Origin of the sequence: Pseudoflavonifractor phocaeensis (genome assembly GCF_021531375.1) — a bacterium.
In the GTDB taxonomy this organism is placed as follows: Bacteria; Bacillota; Clostridia; order Oscillospirales; family Oscillospiraceae; genus Lawsonibacter; species Lawsonibacter phocaeensis_B.
This window is the reverse complement of record NZ_JADYTU010000032.1, coordinates 1-23580: the sequence shown is the minus strand read 5'-3', so window position 1 is coordinate 23580 and position 23580 is coordinate 1. Positions and strand designations below refer to the sequence as shown.

At 59.5% G+C, this 23580-nt stretch carries 21 protein-coding genes; 11 read left to right on the top strand and 10 right to left on the bottom strand.

The genetic code is table 11. The features are described from left to right. Nucleotides 1-156: 156 nt before the first annotated feature. From I6E39_RS09575 to nrdG, 5 genes are all read left to right on the top strand, one after another. Nucleotides 157-468, top strand: a complete 312-nt coding sequence (locus I6E39_RS09575) for a hypothetical protein (RefSeq protein WP_235381370.1) — start codon at nt 157-159, stop codon at nt 466-468. A gap of 50 nt (nt 469-518) precedes the next feature. Continuing rightward, entirely contained in the window at nt 519-1244 is a 726-nt protein-coding gene (locus I6E39_RS09570; RefSeq protein WP_235381369.1) for an ABC transporter ATP-binding protein, read from the top strand. Beyond that, nucleotides 1241-1978 (top strand): ABC transporter permease, encoded by a 738-nt coding sequence (locus tag I6E39_RS09565; protein ID WP_235381368.1) that lies wholly within the window; start codon nt 1241-1243, stop codon nt 1976-1978. The genes I6E39_RS09570 and I6E39_RS09565 overlap by 4 nt, the downstream gene beginning before the upstream one ends. A gap of 4 nt (nt 1979-1982) precedes the next feature. Beyond that, a complete protein-coding gene (locus tag I6E39_RS09560; protein ID WP_235381367.1) occupies nt 1983-2849 on the top strand; it encodes a MerR family transcriptional regulator in 867 nt (288 codons plus the stop codon). Nucleotides 2850-3340: 491 nt separating this feature from the next. After that, nucleotides 3341-3859: an anaerobic ribonucleoside-triphosphate reductase activating protein gene (nrdG, locus tag I6E39_RS09555; protein WP_235381366.1), complete on the top strand. Its 519-nt coding sequence runs from the start codon at nt 3341-3343 to the stop codon at nt 3857-3859. 62 nt (nt 3860-3921) lie between these two features. Here the strand turns inward: nrdG and I6E39_RS09550 are convergent, their stop codons facing one another. The 9 genes from I6E39_RS09550 to I6E39_RS09510 form a co-directional block, all read right to left on the bottom strand. Further along, a complete protein-coding gene (locus tag I6E39_RS09550; protein WP_235381365.1) occupies nt 3922-4509 on the bottom strand; it encodes an ATP-binding cassette domain-containing protein in 588 nt (195 codons plus the stop codon). Further along, the gene (locus tag I6E39_RS09545; RefSeq protein ID WP_235381364.1) at nt 4506-5288 is read right to left on the bottom strand and encodes an ABC transporter permease; all 783 of its coding nucleotides are present in this window, start codon (nt 5286-5288) and stop codon (nt 4506-4508) included. The genes I6E39_RS09550 and I6E39_RS09545 overlap by 4 nt, the downstream gene beginning before the upstream one ends. Then, on the bottom strand, nt 5275-6360 hold the full coding sequence (locus I6E39_RS09540) for an ABC transporter substrate-binding protein (RefSeq protein ID WP_235381363.1): 1086 nt from the start codon (nt 6358-6360) through the stop codon (nt 5275-5277). The genes I6E39_RS09545 and I6E39_RS09540 overlap by 14 nt, the downstream gene beginning before the upstream one ends. A gap of 711 nt (nt 6361-7071) precedes the next feature. Next, the gene (locus tag I6E39_RS09535; protein ID WP_235381362.1) at nt 7072-7725 is read right to left on the bottom strand and encodes a Crp/Fnr family transcriptional regulator; all 654 of its coding nucleotides are present in this window, start codon (nt 7723-7725) and stop codon (nt 7072-7074) included. A gap of 117 nt (nt 7726-7842) precedes the next feature. Further along, a complete protein-coding gene (locus I6E39_RS09530) occupies nt 7843-8511 on the bottom strand; it encodes a DUF1847 domain-containing protein (RefSeq protein WP_235381361.1) in 669 nt (222 codons plus the stop codon). 83 nt (nt 8512-8594) lie between these two features. Next, nucleotides 8595-9155, bottom strand: a complete 561-nt coding sequence (locus I6E39_RS09525) for a Fe-S-containing hydro-lyase (protein WP_235381360.1) — start codon at nt 9153-9155, stop codon at nt 8595-8597. A gap of 13 nt (nt 9156-9168) precedes the next feature. Beyond that, a complete protein-coding gene (locus I6E39_RS09520) occupies nt 9169-10008 on the bottom strand; it encodes a fumarate hydratase (RefSeq protein WP_235381359.1) in 840 nt (279 codons plus the stop codon). A gap of 150 nt (nt 10009-10158) precedes the next feature. After that, nucleotides 10159-10884 (bottom strand): DUF554 domain-containing protein, encoded by a 726-nt coding sequence (locus I6E39_RS09515; RefSeq protein ID WP_235381358.1) that lies wholly within the window; start codon nt 10882-10884, stop codon nt 10159-10161. Nucleotides 10885-11075: 191 nt separating this feature from the next. Next, complete coding sequence (locus tag I6E39_RS09510; RefSeq protein ID WP_235381357.1) at nt 11076-13217, bottom strand: C69 family dipeptidase; 2142 nt, start codon at nt 13215-13217, stop codon at nt 11076-11078. Nucleotides 13218-13866: 649 nt separating this feature from the next. Here I6E39_RS09510 and I6E39_RS09505 point away from each other — a divergent pair. The 6 genes from I6E39_RS09505 (at nt 13867) to I6E39_RS09480 (ending at nt 20064) form a co-directional block, all read left to right on the top strand. Then, nucleotides 13867-14115, top strand: coding sequence for a sporulation transcriptional regulator SpoIIID (locus I6E39_RS09505; protein ID WP_235381356.1), 249 nt, complete (start codon nt 13867-13869; stop codon nt 14113-14115). Nucleotides 14116-14212: 97 nt separating this feature from the next. Continuing rightward, complete coding sequence (locus I6E39_RS09500; protein ID WP_235381355.1) at nt 14213-14905, top strand: anaerobic ribonucleoside-triphosphate reductase activating protein; 693 nt, start codon at nt 14213-14215, stop codon at nt 14903-14905. A 211-nt stretch (nt 14906-15116) separates the two neighbouring features. After that, on the top strand, nt 15117-17504 hold the full coding sequence (locus I6E39_RS09495; RefSeq protein ID WP_235381354.1) for a ribonucleoside triphosphate reductase: 2388 nt from the start codon (nt 15117-15119) through the stop codon (nt 17502-17504). 121 nt (nt 17505-17625) lie between these two features. Further along, on the top strand, nt 17626-18552 hold the full coding sequence (locus I6E39_RS09490) for an NAD(P)/FAD-dependent oxidoreductase (protein ID WP_235381353.1): 927 nt from the start codon (nt 17626-17628) through the stop codon (nt 18550-18552). Between the two features lie 4 nt (nt 18553-18556). Beyond that, nucleotides 18557-19078, top strand: coding sequence for a hypothetical protein (locus tag I6E39_RS09485; RefSeq protein ID WP_235381352.1), 522 nt, complete (start codon nt 18557-18559; stop codon nt 19076-19078). Nucleotides 19079-19101: 23 nt separating this feature from the next. Next, nucleotides 19102-20064: a tRNA dihydrouridine synthase gene (locus I6E39_RS09480; protein WP_235381351.1), complete on the top strand. Its 963-nt coding sequence runs from the start codon at nt 19102-19104 to the stop codon at nt 20062-20064. 156 nt (nt 20065-20220) lie between these two features. On the opposite strand, the gene I6E39_RS09475 is transcribed toward I6E39_RS09480, so the two are convergent. Then, nucleotides 20221-23274 carry an AAA family ATPase gene (locus I6E39_RS09475; protein ID WP_235381350.1) on the bottom strand — a complete coding sequence of 1018 codons (3054 nt, stop codon included), beginning with the start codon at nt 23272-23274 and terminating at the stop codon, nt 20221-20223. Between the last annotated feature and the right edge of the window lie 306 nt (nt 23275-23580).

The window sequence follows — 23580 nt, the reverse complement described above, 5'->3', positions numbered from 1 at the left end:
TATCTCCAGTTCCAATGTTCTGCCTGAAAGCCTGTGGGTTTCGGCAGAATTTTTGCTTTTGTCAACAGGTCCTAAAAATGACGCAAATGGAGTTCGTATCTGGAGATAGTCACACTTCGCAGATTTCGAAAAGGTGATGAATTTGCGGTTTCCGATGTGATTTGCACAACGCTTGCAATCAGCAATGGAAAAGATTATTCGCCCGCGTTTATCGAGGAAAATATCAAAAGTCGCTCCCCGGAGCCGATTGCTGCAAAAGCAAAAGACACCCATTTTTATGTTACCTGCGATGGTGACATGGTGATTGGCTGCGGCGGAATCACCGTCTATTGGGGCAGCACAGAGGAAAGCACATTTCCCGCTTCTTTGTGGGATACTTTGCTCAAAGCGGGGCTGTCGGGAAAAATTAGATGCAAGGCCCTATGGTTTTGTAAAACAGTAGAAAAAACACTTGACTCTCCCCTTTAGGGGAGATGATAGAATCCTCCTTGCAGAGAAAAGCAAGGAGGATTTTTACTATGAATGAACCATCTGTCAGCGTAAGAAACCTGACAAAATCCTTTGGGAACCGCAGAGTTGTGGATGATTTGTCCTTTGATGTGAGAACGAGCGAGGTCTTCGCCCTGCTGGGGCACAACGGAGCAGGTAAAAGCACCACCATCGATTTGATCCTGGGCTTGAAGACAGCCGACGGAGGTACTGCGAAGATTCTGGGAATGGACGCCGCCAAAAACAGAAAACAGGTGTTTGAACGGGTGGGCGTACAGCTGCAGCATACACAGTATCAGACCAGCATCACCGTGGAAGAAGCGTGTATCGAGTATGCCTCTTTGTATGCCTCTCCGGCAGATTATCAGAAGCTGCTGGACGGGTTCGGGCTTGCCGCGTTGCGAAAGAGCTTTGTTTCCAAACTCTCCGGCGGGGAACGGCAGAAGCTTTCGGTGGTGTTGGCGCTGATCGGCAACCCGGAGATCGTCTTTCTGGACGAGCTGACTACTGGCCTGGATGTGGTGGCAAGGCGTGAGGTATGGCGGACCTTAAAACAGCTGAAGGAACAGGGGCTTACCATCTTTCTGACTACCCATTATATGGAGGAGGCGGAAGCCCTTTGCGACCGGGTGTGTATCATCAAGTCGGGAAAAAAGATCGCGGAAGGCACCGTGGATGAAGTGGTCGCCGCATCGGGCCGGAAGGATCTGGAAGAGGCATATTTGTTCTTTATGGGAGAGGAGGAACTGTTATGAAGCGGTTTTTGAGCATGTATCGGGTGGAGCAGAAGCTCTTTTTCAGATCGCCGGACGTGATCCTGTTTTGTTTGGCGATGCCGCTGGTAGTATTCGTTCTGATCACGATGATCGCCGGAGGTAAGGCTGCATCCGGTTCCGGATTGACCTATCTGCAAAGCGCTTATGTGTCACTGTCCACCGTGGGGATATGCTGCAGCGCGTTTATGAGTATCCCCATTACCATCGTCGAGTGCCGGTCCCAGGGGGTATTGAGGCGGATGTACTGTAGTCCCTGTTCCCCCGCCAGACTGCTGGCCTGCGATACCATTGGCAGCGGTGTGATTGCGGCTCTTTCAACACTGATCCTGACCGTCGCCGCGGTGGTGGTTTTCGGATACCGGATGCCGGGCAATGTGTTCGCGTATATGGCAGTGTGGCTGCTGACCATGATCTCCATGTTCTCCATCGGCCTCATGGTGGCCAGCTTGTGCCGAACCACAAAATCCATGAATGTGGTGACAAGCCTGCTCTACTTCCCAATGTTATTATTCTCCGGGGCCACGATCCCGGCAGAGGTGTTTCCGGGAGGGCTCAGGGCTGTTTCCAAACTGATGCCTCTTGGCGTCGGGATTGATCTGTTGAAATCTGTTTCCGTGGGATGTTATGATAAGTTGACCTTGCCGGTAATCACCCTGATCGCTATTACGGTCATTTGCGGCACCGTCGCCGTCAAAACATTCAGATGGGAGTAAGGCTATGGAGATGAAGCAAGAACATAAGCCCTGCGAAGTAAAAGACAGCGGTACACTCTATAAGATCGGTATGTTCGCGGCGATGAATCATGTGACGGTAAAGACCCTGCGCTTCTATGAGGAACAGGGTCTGCTGATGCCGGCATTGATCCATTCGGAAAACGGGTATCGGTACTACACGCTTTCCCAGATGGCCGTGATTCACCAGATCACTGCTTTGAAAATGGCGGGGTTCACGTTGGAGGAAATTGTCCGCATCAATTCCGGAGCTGATGAAGAAGCGGTGCTGCTGAAGAAAAAGTCAGAGCTGCTTGCAAAGATTTCTGATCTCACCAGACAAATCGCCATAGTGGACGGTTATTTGTCCAAAAAGAAAACCTGCCTGTCTGCCCCCGTACTGATCAAAACCATTCCGGAAACCAACGTGGCCTTCATGCGGACCAGACTGGAATCCTACGACGGCCTGTTTGACCGGATGCCGGAAATGGGGGCGCTGATGGAGAAAGCGGGCTGCGTGTGCGCCCTTCCGGAATATTGCTTTACCAACTATCTGGAACCGGGATACAAAGACGGGGATATTCTGGTTGAGATCTGCGAGTCCGTTATGGAGGCAAAACAAGAAATCGGCGATCTGCGTTTCAAAACCCTTCCCGAAATCCAGGCGGCCTGTGTCTTTCACAAGGGTTCCTACCGTACATTTTCGGAATCCTACGAAACAGTGCTGAGGTATATCGAAGAAAACGGGTATGAGATTGCCGGAGAGATCCGGGAAAGCTATATTGACGGGGTCTGGAATAAAGATGATGAAAGTGAGTGGCTGTCAGAAATACAGGTTCCGGTCAGGAGAAAGACTGGAACACCTCTGAAGTGAAAAGCAGGATATCGTCACCTGAGGGTTGCCCCGAACGGCACGGGGAAAACCGTCGATGGCCTGAGGTTTATACCCATGGGGTACAGTGTCATTACCGATTCGGCGAATGAGAGCGTCATTATGCCAAGTCCATTCGGAGTTGCGCATCTTACAAAATGGGAATAGTAATTCAGGAGCGCAACATTATTCATCTAATGAGCATATTGCGTTTTTACAAGTGGTTTGCTATAATAATTAAAACTTGGTAAAGCATGCTGCCGTTCGCGATAGAGTTTTAGATGCACAATGGGGCTTTGCCCCATGCCCCTTACTATCTTGGAAGAAAGTAAGACAAAGAACGTTATGCTGGGGCCTCCAACATGGAGGCCCCAAGCTTTACACTGGGGATATGGCCAAGATTGGCCGCAAAACCCAGTTTTCGTAAAAGTCCTTTTTAATACGTTTGCTTGCAAAAAAGCATCCACAACTAACACAATAAAGCAGGTGTAACTATGAACTACGCCGACATCCGGCCTATCGACGTGGCCAACGGTCCCGGGATCCGGGTCTCCGTCTTTGTCTCTGGCTGTACCCACCACTGTAAGGAGTGCTTTAATCCGGAGACCTGGGACTTCGGGTATGGCAAGCCCTTTGGGGAAGCTCAGGTGGAGGAGATCCTGGGCTACCTGTCCAAGCCCTACATCCACGGCCTGTCCATCCTGGGTGGGGAACCCTTCGAGCCCCAGAACCAGGGGGCGGTGCTGGAGCTGGTCCGCCGGGTGCGGGAGCGGTTCCCGGAGAAGGATATCTGGTGCTACTCCGGCTACCTCTTTGAGGATCTGGCCGCGGGCAAGGTGGGCGTCCACAGCCGGACCCTGCTGGGCCTGCTGGACGTGCTGGTGGACGGCCCCTTCGTTCTGGAGAAAAAGGACCTGTCCCTCCGCTTCCGGGGCTCCTCCAACCAGCGGCTGATCAAGGTGTCCGACTCTCTGGAGGCCGGTGAGGTCCGGATTTGGGACGACCTGGAATAACAAAGCGTAATAAAAACCCATGAAATTCCGAACTGGATCGGAATTTCATGGGTTTCGTTATGTTATACGACCCGCAGAGGGGGGCCGTCCAGGTCGATGACCCGGTGAGCCAGGGAGAGGATATGATACTCGTGGCTGGTCAGGAGGACGGGGGCGGGCAGGGCCCGCAGCCCGGTCATGATCCGGGAGGCGCGCTGGGGGTCCACCCCGGCAAAGGGCTCATCCAGCAGGTACAGTCTGCCGCCCAGAGCCAGACACCGGGCCAGCGCCAACCGCCGGCACATGCCCCCGGACAGAGCGGCGGGGTAGGAGTGCTCCTCCCCGGTCAGCTCCGTCAGAGCCAGCCAGCGTTCCGCTTCCTCCCGGCGGTCCCGGGGCAGCACGTCGGTCAGATGCTGTTCCGCGGTACGCCAAGGCAGCAGCCGGTTCTCCTGGAAGAGAAATGCGGTCTCACGCGGACAGACGCCGGTGATTTGGCCGGACCGGGGCTGTTCCAGCCCGGCCAGCAGCCGGAGCAGGGTAGTCTTGCCGCAGCCCGAGGGGCCGCGCAGGATGGTAACGCCGGCGCCGGGGAGCGTCAGCGTAAAGTCCGAAAGGATCTCGCGGCGGCCGTATTCGAAAGAGATGTGGTCCAGATGGATGTCCGTCATGGGGCGCTTCCTCCTTTCCCGGCACGAAGCAGGGCGCGCAGCAGCCCTTCCAGCAGCAGGGACAGAATCACTACCGCCGCGGTCCAGGCGAACAGGTCGGGGATCTCCAGATACAGCTTGGCGTGGTAAACCTGGGCGCCGATGGCGCGTCCGGGCAGGCAGAGCACCTCGGCGGCCACTCCGGACTTCCAGGCCAGGCCCATGGCGGTGGTGACGGCGGAGAGAAAGTAGGGCCACAGGGAGGGCAGATAGATGAGCCGGACCATCTGCCAGCGGGTAAAGCGGTAGAGCCGTCCCATCTCCAGCAACTGGGGGTCTGTCTCCCGCAGCCCACGGGACAGATTTTCCCACACCACCGGAAGGACCATGAGTGCGGCAATGATAACGGGGACCCGGTCCCGGCCCGTCCACAGCAGTACCAGCAGGATAAAGGAGGCCACCGGTGTGGCGCGGATCACCCGGATGGCGGGGGCGAGGATCCGGTGGGCCCAGGGGGATAAATAGGTGAGGGCGGCCAACAGGGCGCCCAGGACGATGCCCAAGGCCATGCCAGCCACGATGCGGCCCAGGGAGGCCAGCACGATGCCCCAGAAGGGAGCGGTGCCCCCCAGCCGGACCAGGGCGGCCAGCACGGTGGCGGGGTAGGGAAGAAGCAATTCGTTGCCCCGGCCCTGGACGTGGCGGTCCACCCAAAAGGCGCAAAGCTGCCAAGCCCCCAGCCAGAAGGCCGGGGGCAGCAGCAGGGACATGAGTTGTTTCGCGGGCTTACTCCGCGCCATAGTAGAAGGAGTCGTAGGGCATGGCGCCGCCGATGGAGGCGGGATCGGCCTGGAAGAGTACCTGATAGTACTGCTCCAGGATGTCCTTCATCTCCATGCCGGTGATGAGGGTCAGGTTGCACTGAGGAATGGCCTTGGCGGCGATGGCGTCGTTGGCGGTGATGCCGCATTTCGTAGCCAGGGCGGCGGCGTCAGGACGGTTATTCTCGTCGGACATGAAGGAGATGGAGTCGCCGTAGAGGTCCAGGAAAGCGTCCACCAGCTCAGGATTTTCCTCGATAAAGTCGGTGCGGGCGGCCACGCAGCCCATGGGCAGGGCGCCCTGGTCCAGCTTGTCCCACTCGTCAGACAGGGAGAGGGCCTCCCGAACGCCGCTGTCCTTTACCAACAGGGCAGTGGCGGCGGGAACGGGCAGCATACAGATGCCGGAGTCGGAGGAGGCGATCTTGGCGGTGATCTCCTGGGGGGTCATCCACTGGATGTCCACCTCAGAGGGGTCCACATCGTTCTCGGTCAGCAGGTGGTTGAGAATATACTCGGGATTGGCGCCCTTGGCGGTGGAGGGAGCGTACAGGGTCTGACCCTTCAGGTCGGCCATGGAGTGGACAGTGTCACCCTTTTCCAGAATGTAGAGAACGCCCAGGTTATTGACGGCCAGCACCTGGATCCCACCGTCCGTCTTGGCAGCCAGATTGGCGGCCACGTTGGTGGCAATGGCGGCGATGTCGGCGTCGCCGTTGACCAGAGCGTTGGTCACCTCAGTGTTCTCAACGGCAACGGTGGTGTTCAGCGTGAAGGGGGCGTCGGCGGGGGCGCTGTCGGCGCCGTAGCTGTCAATGAGGTAGGCCGCGCCCACCCCGGTGGGACCGCTGAGGACCATGAAGTTGACCTCGGGGACTCCGGCGGGCTGGGAGGTGTCAGTGGAGGCGCTGGCGGAGCCGGAAACGCTGCCGGACACAGAACCGGAGGCGCTGCCGGCAGAGGAGCTGGAGCCGGTGTTCTTGGGGCCGCAGCCGGCCAGAGCGGTGACCACCATGGCGGCGGCCAGGAGCAGGGACAGTTTCTTTTTCATTTGAATCATCCTTTCAAAAGTGTGTAAAACGGAAAATTTTAGTTTATCAGTGGATTTCGCCTGCGGGCGGGACGGAAGTTTGGACGAAAGGACGTTTCGCCCCCGGGCGAGGTACTTTTGTAGAGATACAAAAGTACCCAAAAAATCTCCGGGGCTTCGGCCCCGGTCCCCGTGGGGAGCCATCAATCAGATATTTTGATACTGTTCGGCGCGGGTAAAAGACAGGACACCTCTCTCATCCCCGCCCGCTGCCGCTCTGCGCCAGTTAAATTGGTGCCTGCTTCTACTGGATGAAATCGCGCCTCTTCGTTAACAATCGCGGGGTGCTCCGCCCATACCCGCCAGCCTTCCTGTTTATACCAGGCTACTTCAAGAATGAAGTACCTTCGGGCGGCCCCGGCGGGCCAGGTAGGCAAAAAGTAACTGCTGACAGTCTTTGCCGCCACCGAGGCGGCTGCATTGCTTATACCCCGTAAAATTTTCTCCATTTTGCGAAGCAAAAAGCGGTGTGAGCGCTCTCATATTTTGCTGACTACGATCAACGCAAGGCCGCAGAACTCTTATAACGGGGGTCCGGGGGCGGTGCGGATAGCGCAATGAAATTGCGCGTGGCCGCCCCCGGCGATTCTTTGGTTTCTTTCTGATCGTTCAGAAAGAAACCCGCTCCGCAGAGCGGAATCCTTTCTAAACACTCCAGCAGTAAACTAAAATTTACAGTACCCCTTCCAAAGCGGGCAGGTTGGGAATGGTGATGGTCTTCCCTTGACGGAAAATGAGGCCGCCGTGTTCCAGCTCCTCAAAAGCCCGGTAAAGGGAAGCGCGGCTGATGCCCAGCCGTTGGGCCAGATCCGTGGCCGAGCAGGTGAGAACGCCATCCCGGTTGTTTGCCAGCAGATAGCGGGCCAGCCTGCCTTCGGCACCGGACTGGGCCAGGGACTGGAGCCGCCCGGAGAGGAACCGGATGCGGCTGGTCAGATAGCGCAGGTAGTTTTCCCGGATCAGGGGTTCCTCACCCAGCAGCCGGTCCACCAGAGATTGGTCCAGCAGGAGACAGCGGCTGGGGCGTTTGGCGGTAATGGTAGTGGCGTACTCTGGGGTGTCGCTGTACAGGGCCGCGGCGCCGAAAAGCTCCCCCGGCTCCAGTGTGCTGACGGCCAGCGTCCCCTTGGTCACCTGGAACTGTCCGGATAGAAGCACTCCCAAACAGCGGCGGAAGTCCTGGGGGCTGTACACCACCTGGCCGGCGGAAAAGCCGACCAAATCGGCCCCCTCCACATCAGAGACCTGGCCAATCAGGGTGGGGGAGCAGCCACGAAAAAAGGGACAGTGGCCCAGCAACGCCAAGTCTTCTTGCGTGAGCTGCAATCCAAACACCCCCCAAACTGTCTCGTTTGAGACAAAATGGATTATACTCCCCAAAAGGACAAAAGTCAACCCCGGCTGTGACGGGCACAGCCGGGGCGAAAGCGCGGTCAGAGCGGATCAGTCCTCCTGGATGGTGTTGCGGTCGGAGAAGTAAGTGTCGGCACAGTAGATGGCGGCCACCGGGTTGTGGCCGGTGACCCGGTCCTTGGCCACCAGAGTGGTTACCGGGGCCTCGCAGTACTTATAGAACAGGGAGTCGTGGCCTACACACAGGCCCAGGCAGATATTGAATTGGGTCTTGGCGCGGTTGAGAAGCTGGGCCTGAGCGATGGGATTGCACATGGGCTCGTTGACGAGTTGCTTCTGGAGGGGGGTGCACTCCACCTTGTGGCCGGGGGTGGAGAGGCTGTCCTCCGTGACTCCGGCCTCCTTTTTGGGAATGGAACCCGTCTTGCAGATGACGGAGACCACCTCGAAGCCCTGCTTGCGCAGGATACGGTCCACGATGGCCGCTTCCTTGTGCAGGCCGCCGCAGAAGCCGAGACCCAGGCGGGTATAGCCCATCCGCTTGGCAAATTCCGCCACCTCCCGCAGGCGGGGCCACTGGCAATAGCCCAGAGCCTCAATGGAAGAGCTGGTCACAAAGAAGTCGTGGTTTTCCGGTTTGAAGTACTCGTCCAGGAGCTGGTCGAAGTAGGCCTGGTCGTGCATGGGGCAATTCTTGGGCATTTTTTCCTTTTCGCCTGACTCGCAGGCGCAGATGGTACAGCTGGCGCAGGTAAACATAAGCGGGAACTCCTTTCCATCCTTCCGAATTCTATTTTTTAAGACCGCCGCGCGGTCGGGATCTATTGCAGGAGAGCGGCCGGTCAGCCTTCGCGGGCGGCCAAGTAGGCGGCGGGGCCGGACTGGTACAGGTCGCCGCCGTGGGCGTCCAGAATAACGGTGAGGGGGAAGTCCTTTACTTCCAGTCTCCGCACTGCCTCGCAGCCCAGATCCTCCCAGCAGATCACTTCCAGCTCTTCCACGCTGGCGGCCATCAGGGCCCCGGCGCCTCCCAGAGCAGCCAGATAGACCGCTCCGTTGCGGACTACGGCTTCCTTGACGGCCTGGTTCCGGGCCCCTTTGCCGATCATAATGGCCTGCCCCAGATCCAGCAGCCGGGGGGAATAGGCGTCCATCCGTCCGCTGGTGGTGGGGCCGGCGGAGCCAATGACCTGGCCGGGCCGCTCCGGGGTGGGGCCTACATAGTAGACTGCGGAGCCCTCCACAGGGAAGGGCAGGGGCTCCCCGGCGTCCAGACGCTCCATCATCCGCTTGTGGGCGGCGTCCCGGGCGGTGTACACCGTGCCGGACAGCAGCACCGTGTCTCCGGCCTTGAGAGGGGCCAGGTCCTCACGGGTCACGGGGGTGGTTAGTTTGTATTGCATGGAAAACCCTCCCTTACAGTTCGGCGGTGGCCCGGCGGGTCACATGGCAGCTGACGTTGACGGCCACGGGCAGACCGGCCACGTGGGTGGGGGCCGCCTCGATGGACAGGCCCAGACAGGTGGTTCTGCCGCCGAAGCCCTGGGGGCCGATGCCCAGCTTGTTGATCTCCTCCAGCAGCTCCCGCTCCAAATCGGCGTAGAAGGGATCGGGGTTGGGCTGGTCGATGGGCCGGAGCAGGGCGTGCTTGGCCAGGTAGGCCACCTTATCGAAGGAACCGCCCACGCCGATGCCCAGAACAATGGGGGGACAGGGGTTGGGACCGGCCAGACGGACCGTCTCCAGAACGAAGTTCTTGACGCCCTCGATCCCGTCGGCGGGCTTCAGCATCCCCAGACGGCTCATGTTTTCCGAGCCGAAGCCTTTGGGAGCCACGGTGATGGTGCAGCCGTCCCCGGGGACCAGACGCACCGTGATGGCGGCGGGGGTGTTGTCTCCGGTGTTCACCCGGCGCAGGGGGTCGCCCACGATGGACTTGCGGAGGTAGCCCTCGCCGTAACCCCGGCGGACTCCCTCATGGACGGCGGTTTCGAAATCGCCCTCGATGTGGACCTCCTGGCCCAGCTCCACAAAGACGCAGGCCATCCCCGTGTCCTGGCAGACGGGCAGGTTCTTTTGCTCGGCCAGCTCCATGTTGTCCCACAACAGGTTCAAGGTCTCTTTGGCCAAAGGCCAAGGCTCGTTGTTCCGGTCCCGGTCCAGAGCGGCCACGATGTCATCGGGCAGCTTGGTGTTGGCCTGGATGCACAGCCGGGCTACCGTGTCGGTGACGGCGGCGGCGGAAATGGTTCTCATCGGTATGACTCCCCCTTAATATATCGGACTTTATTTCTGAGTACATTTTACCACGGAACGGGATGGCTTTCAATGATAAAAGGGGCCGACTGCTGTGCGGCCAACCCCTTTAACGGATCAGTAAGAAATATTTAGTCTGCCTGTTGGGTATCAGATCAGCGCGGTGTAGAGGGCTCCCAGCACCAGGGAAGGCAGCATGTTGGCTACCCGGAATTTGTTCCCGAAGGCCAGGTTGACCCCCACGCAGAAGATGAGAACGGAGCCCAGGAAGGACAGGTTGGCGATGACGGCGGCGCTGAACACCGGGGCCAGCAGGCCGGCGCACAGAGTAACGCCCCCCTGAAGCACACCCACGGGCAGGGCGGAGAAGATGGCTCCTTTGCCGTAGGTGGAGGCGAAGATGATGACGATGAGAAAGTCCAGGATGGACTTGGTGAACAGGGTAGAGGGGTCGTGGGACAGGCCGTCCTGGATGGAGCCTACGATGGCCATTGCCCCTATGCACACCGTGAGGGAGGCGGTGACGAAGCCCTGAATGAACTGGCTGTCGTCACTCCGTGCGGCCTTCTCCTTCAGCCAGGCGCCCAGCCGCTCCATTTTCCCGTCAAAGTCCAGCCACTCTCCAATGAGAGTGCCCAGGGCCATGGACAGGATCATGCCCAGAGTATCCCGGATGGGGGCGCCGGTGAGCAGGCCGTCCTCCACCCGCAGCAGCCCGGGCAGGGCGCCGGAGGCCCCGATGAATATGGCGCACAGACCGAGAGCCTTGATAACGGCCTCCTGATAGTGTTCCTTCAGACCGCCCCGAAACAGTAGGCCGATGCAGCCGCCCACGATGATGGCCAGCACGTTGACAATAGTACCGATTCCGATCATATGTATCACTCCAAAGCCGGGCGCGGCCCGGCGATTGCCGCATGAGTAAACCGAAAACAGTTTGTGCAGCAGTCATTATTATAGCGATTGAATTTGCCTGTTGTCAATTATTTAGAAATATTAGGAAAGGAAGCAGTCCCCCGGCTGAGCCGGGGGACTGCTGACAGGAAGGAAATTTTCTATGGGTGGGATCAAGCCTGGGCGCTGTCGAACTTCATGATCATCTGGGCGACCTCGGCGCGGGTAGCGGTGCCCTGGGCGTTCAGGACGTTGCCGGTCTTGCCGGAGATGATGTTGGAGCCAACGGCCCAGCGCAGGGCGTCAGCGGACCAGGCGGAGACCTGGCCGGCGTCGGCGAAGCCGGTCAGATCCTGAGCGGGAGCGTCGGGGCTGCCGGCGTAGCCGAAGAGGATCAGAGCCAGCTGCTCGCGGGTGACCTGGGCCTCGGGAGCGAAGCGGCCGTCGCCCACGCCGTCCACGATGTCCTGGGAGGCGGCCCACTTCACGGCATCGGCGTACCAGGCGTCCTCAGCCACATCGGCAAAGGGGCTGGTGCCGGTGACGGCGGGTTTGCCTTCCATGCTGTAAAGGATCTGGACCACCATGGCACGGGACAGCTCGGCGTCGGGAGCGAAGATGTTGGTGCTCATGCCGCTGAGCAGGCCCTTCTCCACCGTGTATTCCACGGCGTCATAGTACCAGTCGCCGCCCTTGACGTCGATGAAGGGGTTGACCCACTTGATCTCGTTGATCAGCTCGATGGCCAGCTTGTGGGCCTTCTCGGCCATGGCCATGCCATTCTCGGTAGCCAGGGCTCTGGCGTCGTCGGACTCTTTCAGCTGCTCCACAGTGACAAGCTCATCATAGAACTCGTGCTGCAGGTCGCTCAGCCGGTCCAGCACATACTGCTTGGTGGAATCGCTGAGAGGAGCGCCGTCGATCTGCTCGGCGTACAGGATGTAGCCGCCCAGACCCTCAAAGCAGAAGTAGTAGGAATCCTGCCAGTTTTCGGGATACACCACATACTTGCCGCTTCTGGCGTTCCAGGTGCAGAAGCTGTCAGGCTTCTCGGCGGTCTGGGTGACCACGGGGGTGCTCACCTGATAGGCCTCATACATGTCGTCAATGAGCATGGGATAGTAGGGGACAAACACGTTGTTGGACATGTTGCCGACGCCGACCCAGCCCACGGTGGAGTACTCCGTCTCCAGCTCGGGATCCTGGAACAGCTGGAAGATCTCGATCTCCTGGTTGCTGGGCTTGCCGACGCTGCTGAGCTTATAGAAGTTGAACACGTCGTCCTTGGTCAGCTGACGGTCGGCCTCGATATTGGTGTACATGGGGACGATCTCGCCGTCCTTGAGGTTGGAGATGGTGAACTTGGTATTGTCCGCATACAGGTCAGCGGCGGTATAGTCGTAGTCCGCATTGAGGAACTTCAGACCGTCGGCCATACGGGGCGTGCCCACGCGGGGGCTGGACTCGGTACCCAGATTGGCGTAGGAGGCGCGGTAGTCGATGATGTGCTCGTCGGCGTCGCCCACAAAGGTACCGGCCTCCTGGGCGACCTCGATCAGCCGCTCAGAGGCGATGACGTTCTCGTCGTCCAGGTCGATCTCGCCGATGACAGCGATGTTGGGCTCCAGGAAGATCATGTCGTTGTTGAGCTTGACGGCCACATACTGGGTGCCGGAGCAGTTCTCGATGTACCAGACCTCGTCCTTGTCGCAGACGAAGATACCGGAATCGAAGAAAGCGCCGTGGGTGTCATAGATCTCCGCCAGCAGCTCGATGCCCTCTCTGGCAGAGGCGGCCTCGGCGAGAATGATGGTGGGGATATCGGTCTCCTCGATGCCCACAATGCCGTCTACCTTGGTCCGGACATTGGGGTCGACCTGCTTGACCGCGGAGTTGCCGGAAATGGTCTCGGTGGCGGACACAGAGACGCCGTGGTCGTTGGTGCCGAACTCGGTGTAGGACCAGTGGGTCGGGTCCTCCTGGCCGCATTCGGGGCATGCTCCGTTGTAAATATCATTGGTGAAATAGGTGAAGCGGTAGCTGTCGTGAGTGAAGGTCCACTCAAACTCTCCGTATTCGGGACAGCCGAGCCACTTATCCCCCTCCTGGAAGGCGCCGGCCTCGCTGATGAACCACATCTTGTTCATGTCGGAGCCATAGTCCTCGGTACGGGCGACGAAGGGGGTCCCCTCCTCCACGAGATTTCCGCCTACATAAATGGTGGTGCAGGCTGATGCGCCGATGGTAGCCGCTGCCAACAGAGCAACGGTCATGACCAGCGCGGCGAACAGCTTTTTCATAGGTTTGCGAGTCATTTCTGTTTAATCTCCTTTCCTGTATTGTTTGGACGGCCAGGTACTGGTGTGATCAGGTCGTGGCTGATCGACAGTTCGGGAGCTGCGCCTGACATCACTTAAACTTCCTGGATCAGAGGTAGGGGCGTCTGTGGACGCCCGCCTACGTTCTCCTTTCTGCACCCGACTTGATCCGGAAGCTGAAGTACAAAAGATAACAGATGGGGATAATGTGTATTTCTGACAGGTACATCAGAGCGAAAACTTATTCTGCTTTATTAGTTTAACATGCAGGGTGGGAAAAGACAAGCGAATTATGAGAAAATCATACAAAATGATAAAGACAACCTGCAATAAATTGGTAAAAAGACGAAAAAATAAAACAAATTTTTAAATTAGACAAAAAATAACTTTGATAAAATATTGAACTAATTCACTAATAAAATAGTGAAAAAAGAATATCTGTACACGGGGAACGGACAATTTAATAAGCTAATACGCTGAATGGATAAAATGCATTATACACCGAAACGACGGAATGTCAACAAAATTTTTGAAAAATCCTCCGGTTCGGCCATCCTGCGGCGGGGGCTGGTCGGGGGCGGAAAACGCATATCCTCCCGCCATTTCGCATAGGATGGACCAACAAAAGGCAGGGAGTGTTGTCTTTGTGAAGGAAAATATGGAGGAGCGGGCGGAACGCCTGGCTCTTTACATCCTGGAGAACCGGGCCACGGTCCGTGCCGCCGCGAAAAAGTTTGGGATCAGCAAATCCACCGTACATAAGGACCTGTCGGAACGCCTGCCCCTGTTCAACCGGACGCTGTACCTCCAGGTGAAGGGGGTGCTGGAGGAGAACAAGGCGGAGCGGCACATCCGGGGCGGCATCGCCACCCGGCGAAAATACAAGGGAATGTGAACGGCGGCGTGGGGGCGCCGGGGCGTTGACATCTGGGGGAGCCGGGGCTACAATGAGGCAAAAGATGTTGACAGGCCGGCACAAGGGAGGGACCCCCATGGACATTCACGGGCTGCAAAAATTGACGCTGCTGGACTACCCGGGCAAGGTGGCCTGTACGGTGTTTCTGGGAGGCTGCGACTTCCGCTGTCCCTTCTGCCATAACGGGGAACTGGTAGCTGGGCCCCTCCCGCCCCCTGAGACAGACGACAAGGCCCTGCTGGCCTTTTTGAACAAGCGCCGGGGTCTGCTGGACGGGGTGTGCGTCACCGGCGGGGAGCCCCTGCTCCGCCCGGAGCTGCCGGCCCTGCTGGCCCGGATCAAGGAACTGGGCTTCCTGGTCAAGGTGGACACCAACGGCACCCACCCGGACCGGCTGCGGGCTCTGGTGGAGCGGGGACTGGCGGACTATGTGGCCATGGATGTGAAGAACGGCCCCACCCGCTACGCCGAGACGGCGGGGGTGGAGGACCTGGACCTGGCCCCCATTCGGGACAGCGTGTCCTTCCTGCTGTCGGGGGCGGCGGATTATGAGTTCCGCACCACGGTGGTCCGGGAGTTCCACAGCGAAGACGACCTCCGGGAGCTGGGCGTCTGGCTGGCGGGGGCCAAACGGTATTTTCTCCAGTCCTTTGCGGAACGGGACACGGTGCTGCGGCCGGGGCTGCACCCCTGGGGGCGGGCGGAGCTGGAGGGCTTTTTGGCGCTGGTGCGGCAGTATGTCCCGGCGGCGGAGCTGCGGGGCGTATAGCGACTCCCAGGGAGAACAGAAGAGAAGCGGGCGGGGCGGCCGGGGAGGCCGTCCCGCTCTTTTCACAGCGAGAAACAATATATTGTGTTTATGCTAATTATATTAAACTATATATTGACGAAGCGGGAAGAGCATGATATAGTAAAAGGGCATAAAGACGCCGGACATCCGGCTTTGGAAAACAGAAGGAGATCAAGTGGAGGGATCGTTTATGTACCAGGTGACAAAACGGGACGGCACCGCCGCCCGGTTTGAGATCGAGAAGATCAGCGCAGCCATTACAAAAGCGTTTGAAGCCCTGGACAAGCAGTATCACCCCAGTATCATCGACATGCTGGCCCTGCGGGTGACCGCCGATTTCGAGCCAAAGGTCCGGGACGGCTTTATCGCCGTGGAGGATATCCAGGACAGCGCGGAAAAGGTGCTGTCCGAGGCGGGCTATGCCGACGTGGCCAAGGCCTATATCCTGTACCGCAAGCAGCGGGAGAAGGTACGCAATGTCAACTCCACGCTGCTCAACTACCGGGATCTGGTGGACGACTACCTTCAGATCAACGATTGGCGGGTGAAGGAGAACTCCACCGTCACCTACTCCGTGGGCGGTCTGATCCTGTCCAACTCCGGGGCCATCACCGCCAACTACTGGCTCAGCGAGATCTATGACCAGGAGGTGGCCAACGCCCACCGGAACGCCGAGATCCACATCCACGACCTGTCCATGCTCACCGGCTACTGCGCCGGCTGGTCCCTGAAGCAGCTGATCCAGGAGGGGCTGGGCGGCATCCCCGGCAAGATCACCTCCGCTCCCGCCAGCCACTTGTCCACCCTGTGCAACCAGATGGTCAACTTCCTGGGCATCATGCAGAACGAGTGGGCGGGGGCCCAGGCCTTCTCCTCCTTCGACACCTACCTGGCCCCCTTCGTCAAGGCGGACCACCTGACCCAGAAGGAGGTCAAGCAGTGCATCCAGTCCTTCGTCTACGGGGTCAACACCCCCAGCCGCTGGGGCACCCAGGCCCCCTTCTCCAACATTACCCTGGACTGGACGGTGCCCAAGGACCTGGAGGCGCTGCCCGCCATCGTGGGCGGCCGGGAGATGGACTTCACTTACGGAGACTGCAAGCAAGAGATGGACATGGTGAACAAGGCCTTCATCGAGATCATGATCGAGGGCGACGCCAACGGCCGGGGCTTCCAGTACCCCATCCCCACCTACTCCATCACCCGGGACTTCGACTGGTCCGCGACGGAGAACAACAAGCTCCTCTTTGAGATGACAGCCAAGTACGGCACGCCCTACTTCTCCAACTATATCAACTCCGACATGGAACCCTCCGATGTGCGCTCCATGTGCTGCCGCCTGCGGCTGGACCTGCGGGAGCTGCGGAAAAAGTCGGGCGGCTTCTTCGGCTCCGGCGAGTCCACGGGCAGCGTGGGCGTGGTCACCATCAACCTGCCCCGCATCGCCTATCTGGCGGAGGACGAGGCCGACTTCTACCGGCGGCTGGATAAGCTGATGGACATCGCCGCCCGGTCCCTGAAGACCAAGCGAACCGTTATCACCAAGCTGATGGAGGAGGGGCTGTATCCCTATACCCGCCGGTATCTGGGTACCTTCGCAAACCATTTCTCCACCATCGGCCTCATCGGCATGAACGAGGTGGGCCTCAACGCCAAATGGCTCCGGGCCGACCTGACCCACCAGGAGACCCAGGCCTTTGCCAAGGACGTCCTCAACCACATGCGGGAGCGCCTGTCCGACTATCAGGAGGAGTACGGCGACCTGTACAACCTGGAGGCCACCCCTGCCGAGTCCACCACCTACCGCTTTGCCAAGCACGACAAGGAGCAGTTCCCCGACATTATCACCGCCAACGAAAACGGTACGCCTTATTATACCAACTCCTCCCACCTGCCCGTGGGGTATACCGAGGACATTTTCTCCGCTCTGGACGTCCAGGACGAGCTCCAGACCCTTTACACCTCAGGCACCGTGTTCCACGCCTTCCTGGGGGAGAAGCTGCCTGACTGGAAGGCGGCGGCAGCCCTGGTGCGGAAGATCGCGGAGAACTACAAGCTGCCCTACTACACCATGTCCCCCACTTACTCGGTGTGCGCCAACCACGGCTACCTGGTAGGCGAGCAGCACACCTGCCCCTACTGCGGCAAGGAGGCCGAGGTGTACAGCCGGATCACCGGCTACTACCGCCCGGTGAAGAACTGGAACGACGGCAAGACCCAGGAGTTCCGGGACCGGAAGGTGTACGACATCAGCCGCTCCACCCTGCGCCGGGCGGGGGCCGCCGGGTCCCCGGTGACGGTGGAGGGCCATGTGGAGCAGAAGCCCCCGGCCGGAGAGCTGCTGCTCTTCGCCACCCGCACCTGCCCCAACTGCGCCCAGGCGGAACGGCTGCTGGAGGAAGCGGGGATCCCCTTCCGGAAGGTGCTGGCCGAGGAGGAACCCGACCTGGCCGTCCGCTACGGCGTCCGTCAGGCCCCTACCCTGGTGGCGGATGATGGACAGGCCCCCGTGAAGGTTGTGGGTCTGGGGAACGTCCGGAAATTCATCGAGGATAACCGCCCGGCGGAAGCGGGCTAACCCTTCAGAAAGCTGGCTCTTGCCAAGGAGCGTAAATCGAAGTACAATAAAAACGGCCCCGGAGAACCGGGGCCGTTTTTCCATCATCTACAGGAGAAAACCGGACGGAAGAGGTGTTTTTATGTATGACGTCATCGTGGTGGGCGGAGGGCCCGCCGGTCTGACCGCCGCTTTGTACGCCGCCCGGGCGGGCAAGGACGTGCTGGTGCTGGAGGGGGAGACCACCGGCGGCCAGATCAACTACTCCCCCCTGGTGGACAACTACCCCGGTCTGCCCGGAATGAGCGGGGCCCAGTTTGCCCAGACACTGACCCGCCAGGCGGAGGATCAGGGGGTACATATCCGCGCCGAGTCGGTGACCTTTATGCGTACCCAGGGGGAGCGGGTGGAGCTGACCACCGGCAAGGGCCGGTATACCGCCTTGGCCCTGGTGCTGGCCACCGGCGTCAGCCACCGGAAACTGGGGCTGGAGGGCGAGGACCAGCTGGTGGGAGCCGGCGTGTCCTACTGCGCCGTCTGCGACGGAGCCTTTTATCAGAACCGGCCCGTGGCCGTGGTGGGAGGCGGGGACACCGCCCTTCAGGAGGCGCTGTTCCTGTCTGCCCGGTGCTCTAAGGTGACGGTGATCCACCGCCGGGACCTGTTCCGGGGCGAGAGCCGTATGGTCAGCCAGCTCCGGGAGCGGAAAAATGTGGAATTTTTGCTCAGCCACCAGGTGGAGGAGCTGATCTGCGGCGAGGAGGGCCTCACTGGCCTGCGGGTGACCGACCTGAAGACGGCCCAGCGGAAAGAACTGGCGGTGGACGGCCTGTTTATCGCTGTGGGCCAGGAGCCCAGAAACGAGGTGTTCGCCAATCTGGTGATGACCGACGACCGGGGCTATTTCCTGGCAGGGGAGGACTGCGGCACCAGCCTGCCCGGCATCTTCGCCGCCGGCGACTGCCGGGCCAAGAAGGTACGCCAGCTCACAACAGCCGTGGGCGACGGGGCGGTAGCCGGCCTGGCTGCCAGCGCCTATGTGGACGCCTGCCGGGCCCGGGCGGAGTGAACCGATGAAGGATGCGTCCCGCCGTATGGCGGTGTGCGGGGTGGGCGCCGCCCTGTGCGTGGTGCTGATGGTGCTGGGCAGCGCCCTGGGGGTCATGACCTATGTGTGCCCCATGCTGGCGGGACTTGTGGTAGGAGTGGTCCGAGAGGAATTCGGAGCCAGAGACGCCCTGACTCTGTGGGCGGCGGTAGCCTTGCTGGGCCTGCTTTTGGTCCCGGAGCTGGAGATGGCCGCCCTGTTCGCGGGGCTGTTTGGCTGGTATCCCGCGGTGAGACCCCAGCTGGAGCGTATGCCCCGGTGGGGGCGCCGGGCGGCCAAGAGCGCCATCTTCCTGGGCGCCGTCCTGCTAATTTATAGCGGACTGATCTGGCTGCTGGGGATGGACGGCCTGGGGCTGGGAAGCTGGCGGGAGGCCCTTCTCCTGCTGGTTCTTGCCAGCCCGGTGTTCTTCTTTTATGACCGGGCGCTGGGCCAGGTGGGACCCGCCCTGGTCCCCTGGCTGCGCCGCCTGCTGTCCCGGCATTGAACCAAAGGAAAGGACCGAAGTCTGTGGAGTACTATTTTGCCCCCATGGAGGGGGTCACCGGCGCCATCTACCGCGCCGCCCATCACCGCTGGTTCCCCGGGGTGGACAAGTACTATATGCCCTTCCTGACTCCTACCCAGGACCATGTGTTTACCCCCCGGGAGCTGCGGAACGTCCTGCCGGAGCACAACCGGGGCTTTACGGCGGTACCCCAGCTGCTGACTAAGAACGCGGAGGACTTCTGCTGGGCGGCCCGGGAGCTGTACGCCATGGGGTATGAGGAGATCGACCTGAACCTGGGCTGCCCCTCGGGCACCGTCACCGCCAAGGGGAAGGGGGCCGGGATGCTGGCCGACCCCGAGGGACTGGACCGTTTTCTGGAGGAGATCTTTTCCCGGGCGGAGGGGAAGATCTCCTTAAAGACCCGGCTGGGCATGGAGTCTCAGGAGGAGTTTCCCCGCCTGCTGGAGATTTTTGGGCAGTACCCCGTCTCTCTGCTCATTATCCATCCCCGGGTCCGCAGGGATTTCTACCGGGAGCCGGTGCGGATGGAGGCCTTTGAGGAGGCGCTGGAGCGGTATCCCGGTCCGGTGTGCTACAACGGCGGGCTGGTGACGGAGGAGGGCTGTGCCCGGTTCCGGGCGCGCTTCCCCCAGGTGGACCGGGTGATGATAGGGCAGGGCCTGCTGGCCGACCCGGCCCTGGTCCGAAAGGCCAAGGGAGGGCCGGGAGCCGACCGGGAGAGCCTGCGGGGCTTCCATGACCAGCTGTACCACGCCTATCTGGAGGCCTTCGGCAGCCAGCGCAATACCGTCTTTCATATGAAGGAGCTGTGGAGCTATCTGAGCCGGCTCTTTGAGGGGGCGGAACGGCCCTTGAAGCAAATCCGCAAGGCGGCGGACTCCGCCGCCTACGAGAGCGCGGTGGACCAGATTTTCCGGAATTGTCCCCTTCGTCGGTCAGCCGACTGGACCGAGGGAAACTAGTAAAAACCACCTTCACGGAAGCTGTGAAGGTGGTTTTTGTTTGGAACGGCGGTATTACCCCGTCGCAAGGCGTTTCCCGAATGCTCGCCTCCGGGGGAGGAGAATAAAGCTCCTCTTTGCAGCCTGATGGGATGGGGGTGGATGGGAGACTGCCCATCAGCATGATTCTGTACGATCCAATTCCTTGTTCAAGTAGTTGATCTCGTACCGGTCCAGGTGCTGACTCAGATGTTTCAAAGCCTGCTGATAATAGTGATCGGCGGATTCCGGGAGGACCGTCTGGAACACCGCGCGCACCTGTTCGTCCCGGTCCGCCAGGTTGCGGATCAGCGCTTCGGCGAAGTGCACTGTGCCCAGATCGCTGGGGTAGTTGATGCGCCACATATTCTGCCGCGCCGCGTTCAATCGCTCAAGGGCCTTGTCCAGTTTTCTCTCCTTCAGCAGGGTCAGTGCCATATAGGCGTCCAGTGTGGGGCGCAGCCAGAAGGAGTCGAACTGGCCATACAAATTGTAGGCCCGTTCAAAATAGCTCTTCGCCGCGGCGTAATCTTTGAGAAAATAGAAGGATTTCCCTGCGTTGATGTAAAAGACGGACAAGCTGGACAGAGCGTTTCCGGGGCACAGGGAAATGGCCTTGTCAAACAGCTCCAGAGCGCCGGTATAGTCCTCCTGGGCCTGCCGGATCTCTCCGATGTAGTCATAGCCCGCCGCGATGTTGACGGCGTAGTGCTTAGCCGCCCGCTCGGTGATGGCCAGGGTGTTGATGGACTCGGTGAGCAGCTTTTCCGCCAGACAGTAGTTGCCCGTCATCATGTTATACAGGCCCTTCAGGCGCAGCAGCACCCCGATCTCCTTGTGGTTGTTGCACTGCACTGCCAGATCCAGGGCCGGCTCGATATATTTGGCCATCCCTTTGGGGTCACTGATCTGGATGTAGTAGTAGATCAGCTGCCGGTATCCCTCAAAGGTGTAGTCGGTCCGGTGTACCTGCTGGGAGGTCTGGATCACATAGGAAATGTCGTTGACTCCGCTCTCGTAATCTCCCTCCAGAATGGAGTAGCGCCCCTTCATGTAGAAAAATTCCATCTCCAGCAGCTCCAGCTCCTCGGACTGCTGCGCCGTGGAGCGGAAGGAGTGGATATCGGACTCGAGATTGCGGAACAGCGTCTTGATCTTATCACGGGAGATGTAGAGCACCGGGTCTGATTCAACCTCTTCTCCGGTAGCCATGGGAAAGATCTCATGGCTGAAATCCAGGTGATAGTTGAGACTGGCGATTCTGTACTTGAGTGCCTTGAGATGATCACCGGCCGCCGAGAAATGATAGGTGAGCTGGGCGTATTGCTTGCCGCTGCGCTCTCCACTGTCCAGGTCCCGCTCCAACAAAAGAGCGATCTTCCGGTGAATCACCTGTTTGCGGGAATCCGTCTGGGTCTGATACAAATACTCCCGCAGCTTTGAATGGGAAAACGAAAGGAGGACCGGACCTCCGCCGCGCTCTGTGATGATCCGCCGGTCCGTCAAGGCCCCCAGCGGAAAGATGAGATCCGCCGTCGCCTTCCCAACCACGCGGGCAAGGAAATCCAGCGATACCCCGTCGTAGAAGAAGGAGATGGTCCCGGCCAGTTCCAGGGCTTCCTGGGAAAGATTGATCAGGCGGGTGCGAAGAAACTCCCGGATAGCGGGGGGGAAGGGGTCCAATGCCTCGCCGTTTTTCAGCATCCCGATGTATTCAACCAGGAAGAAGGGAGTGCCCTCCGTCTCGTTGTAGACGCGCTCCAAAAGCTCACCGTTGAGGTCCCGTTCCGGAAGAGCCTTTTCCATCAGTCGGTGACAGGTCTCAATGGTGAAGCGCTCCAGCTCCACGGGAAACAGCCGGCCGCTGTGGTTCAGGGCGGCCACGGTGTCGTCCAGCGCCCGGTTGTGCTCCTGACTGCAGGTGGCTACCAGCATCACCTGGTCGGGCGGAGTCTCCAGCAAAACGGAGGTCAGAAGGCGCAGACTGTCCGCGTCCAGCCACTGCAGGTCTTCAAATACGAGCAGGACCTGCCGGCGGGAGGCCAGGGTACGAAGAGCTTCCACCAGGATATGGACGATGGCCGCCAGGGAGACGGACCGACGGGGGGCGAGGAACTCGGCTGTGGGGAGGCTCTCCTGGAAGTCCGGGAAGACACGGCTCATCAGCTCCTGCCACAGGGCGGGCTGGATCAGATCGTTTTGCCGGATCAGATCCAGCATTGACCGGGCGATGGCACGCCATGGGCGGAAGGGCAGGTCCTGCTCCGAGGGGAGCCCCTGGGTCTCCAGGATAAAAAAGTCGTTGGCGCTGCCAGCCAGGACACGTCGCTTGATGGTGGATTTACCGGAACCGGGCTCCCCCACGATCATAAGCGATTTACAACCTTCACGCTTCTCTTTAAAATCCTTTAGGGCCTTTTCCAGTGCGGCGAGCTTCTCATAGCGCCCGAAAAAGAAAATGTCGTCGTCGGAACGGGACTGGCCGGTCTCCACGTGCATCTCCTCCAGGGATCGCTCGTAGATCTCCTTGGTGGTCTGGTCGGGAGACACCCCCAGTTCTTGGCGCAGGAATTTGGCCAGCTCGTAGTAGGTCTCGATGGCCTTGCCGTTGCGTCCCGTCTCTTGGTAGAAGCGCATGAGCAGGCGGAAGCTCCGCTCGTCGTACTCGTCGATCTCAATGAGGTGGCGGATGTGTCCCTCCACCTGTTTGTAGTCCTGGCTGCGCAGGCCATCCTCGATTTTCAGGGAGCACTCCGAGGAAAACTTCTCTTTGTAGTAATTTCGCATCTTGACCAGCCAAAATTCATAGGGCTCGGAGTCCTTCAAAAAGAAGCCCTGTAAAAACTCGCCGGTATAAAGATGCAAATTCTGCTGTGGGTCCTGCAAAAACTGATCCACGTCCACCGTCAGGTCCAGCGTCTCGTTAAGCATCAGGATAGACTTCTTGGGGGAGAGAATGATGTCCACACCCAGCGCCTTTTTTGCCTGGTATATGGCGTTTCTCAAACTCCGTCTGGCCGCCTCATCACTCTCATCCGGCCAGAGCAGTCCGGCCGCCTCATCCCGGCTGACTACCCTGGTGACCAGAATATAATAGAGCAGGGCGCTGATCTTCGCGTAGGGCAGAAACACAGGCTGCCCGTCCTTCGTGATTTGTGGGATGCCAAACAGTTTGCATACGATCTTGCTCATGTAAACGCTCCTCTTCGCGGTGGGATTCCTCCGCCGAAAGATACCCCATATCGTCAGATGATACCATTTGTAATTGGACGTTAGTATTATACCTGTTCGCGGAACATTCGGCAACACAAATCTTTGTTCTTTTCTCTATATAAAAGCTCAAAAAAAGCGCGAAAAGAGCCGTATGGAACCCATACGGCTCTTTTCTGTATGATAGGGAGGCGGAAGTTAGCAGGATGAAAGGGGGAGGGATCAGCCCTTCATGCCCTTGACGGCCGCTTCCACGACCGCATCATCAGCCACATAAGGCATGGTGAT

Bases quoted from the DNA above. Each gene is read 5' to 3' on its own strand.
- I6E39_RS09570 (WP_235381369.1), top strand. From the start codon at position 519: ATGAATGAACCATCTGTCAGCGTAAGAAACCTGACAAAATCCTTTGGG.
- I6E39_RS09565 (WP_235381368.1), top strand. From the start codon at position 1,241: ATGAAGCGGTTTTTGAGCATGTATCGGGTGGAGCAGAAGCTCTTTTTC.
- I6E39_RS09560 (WP_235381367.1), top strand. From the start codon at position 1,983: ATGGAGATGAAGCAAGAACATAAGCCCTGCGAAGTAAAAGACAGCGGT.
- nrdG (WP_235381366.1), top strand. From the start codon at position 3,341: ATGAACTACGCCGACATCCGGCCTATCGACGTGGCCAACGGTCCCGGG.
- I6E39_RS09550 (WP_235381365.1), bottom strand. From the start codon at position 4,509: ATGACGGACATCCATCTGGACCACATCTCTTTCGAATACGGCCGCCGC.
- I6E39_RS09545 (WP_235381364.1), bottom strand. From the start codon at position 5,288: ATGGCGCGGAGTAAGCCCGCGAAACAACTCATGTCCCTGCTGCTGCCC.
- I6E39_RS09540 (WP_235381363.1), bottom strand. From the start codon at position 6,360: ATGAAAAAGAAACTGTCCCTGCTCCTGGCCGCCGCCATGGTGGTCACC.
- I6E39_RS09530 (WP_235381361.1), bottom strand. From the start codon at position 8,511: ATGTTTACCTGCGCCAGCTGTACCATCTGCGCCTGCGAGTCAGGCGAA.
- I6E39_RS09525 (WP_235381360.1), bottom strand. From the start codon at position 9,155: ATGCAATACAAACTAACCACCCCCGTGACCCGTGAGGACCTGGCCCCT.
- I6E39_RS09520 (WP_235381359.1), bottom strand. From the start codon at position 10,008: ATGAGAACCATTTCCGCCGCCGCCGTCACCGACACGGTAGCCCGGCTG.
- I6E39_RS09515 (WP_235381358.1), bottom strand. From the start codon at position 10,884: ATGATCGGAATCGGTACTATTGTCAACGTGCTGGCCATCATCGTGGGC.
- I6E39_RS09510 (WP_235381357.1), bottom strand. From the start codon at position 13,217: ATGACTCGCAAACCTATGAAAAAGCTGTTCGCCGCGCTGGTCATGACC.
- I6E39_RS09500 (WP_235381355.1), top strand. From the start codon at position 14,213: ATGGACATTCACGGGCTGCAAAAATTGACGCTGCTGGACTACCCGGGC.
- I6E39_RS09495 (WP_235381354.1), top strand. From the start codon at position 15,117: ATGTACCAGGTGACAAAACGGGACGGCACCGCCGCCCGGTTTGAGATC.
- I6E39_RS09490 (WP_235381353.1), top strand. From the start codon at position 17,626: ATGTATGACGTCATCGTGGTGGGCGGAGGGCCCGCCGGTCTGACCGCC.
- I6E39_RS09485 (WP_235381352.1), top strand. From the start codon at position 18,557: ATGAAGGATGCGTCCCGCCGTATGGCGGTGTGCGGGGTGGGCGCCGCC.
- I6E39_RS09475 (WP_235381350.1), bottom strand. From the start codon at position 23,274: ATGAGCAAGATCGTATGCAAACTGTTTGGCATCCCACAAATCACGAAG.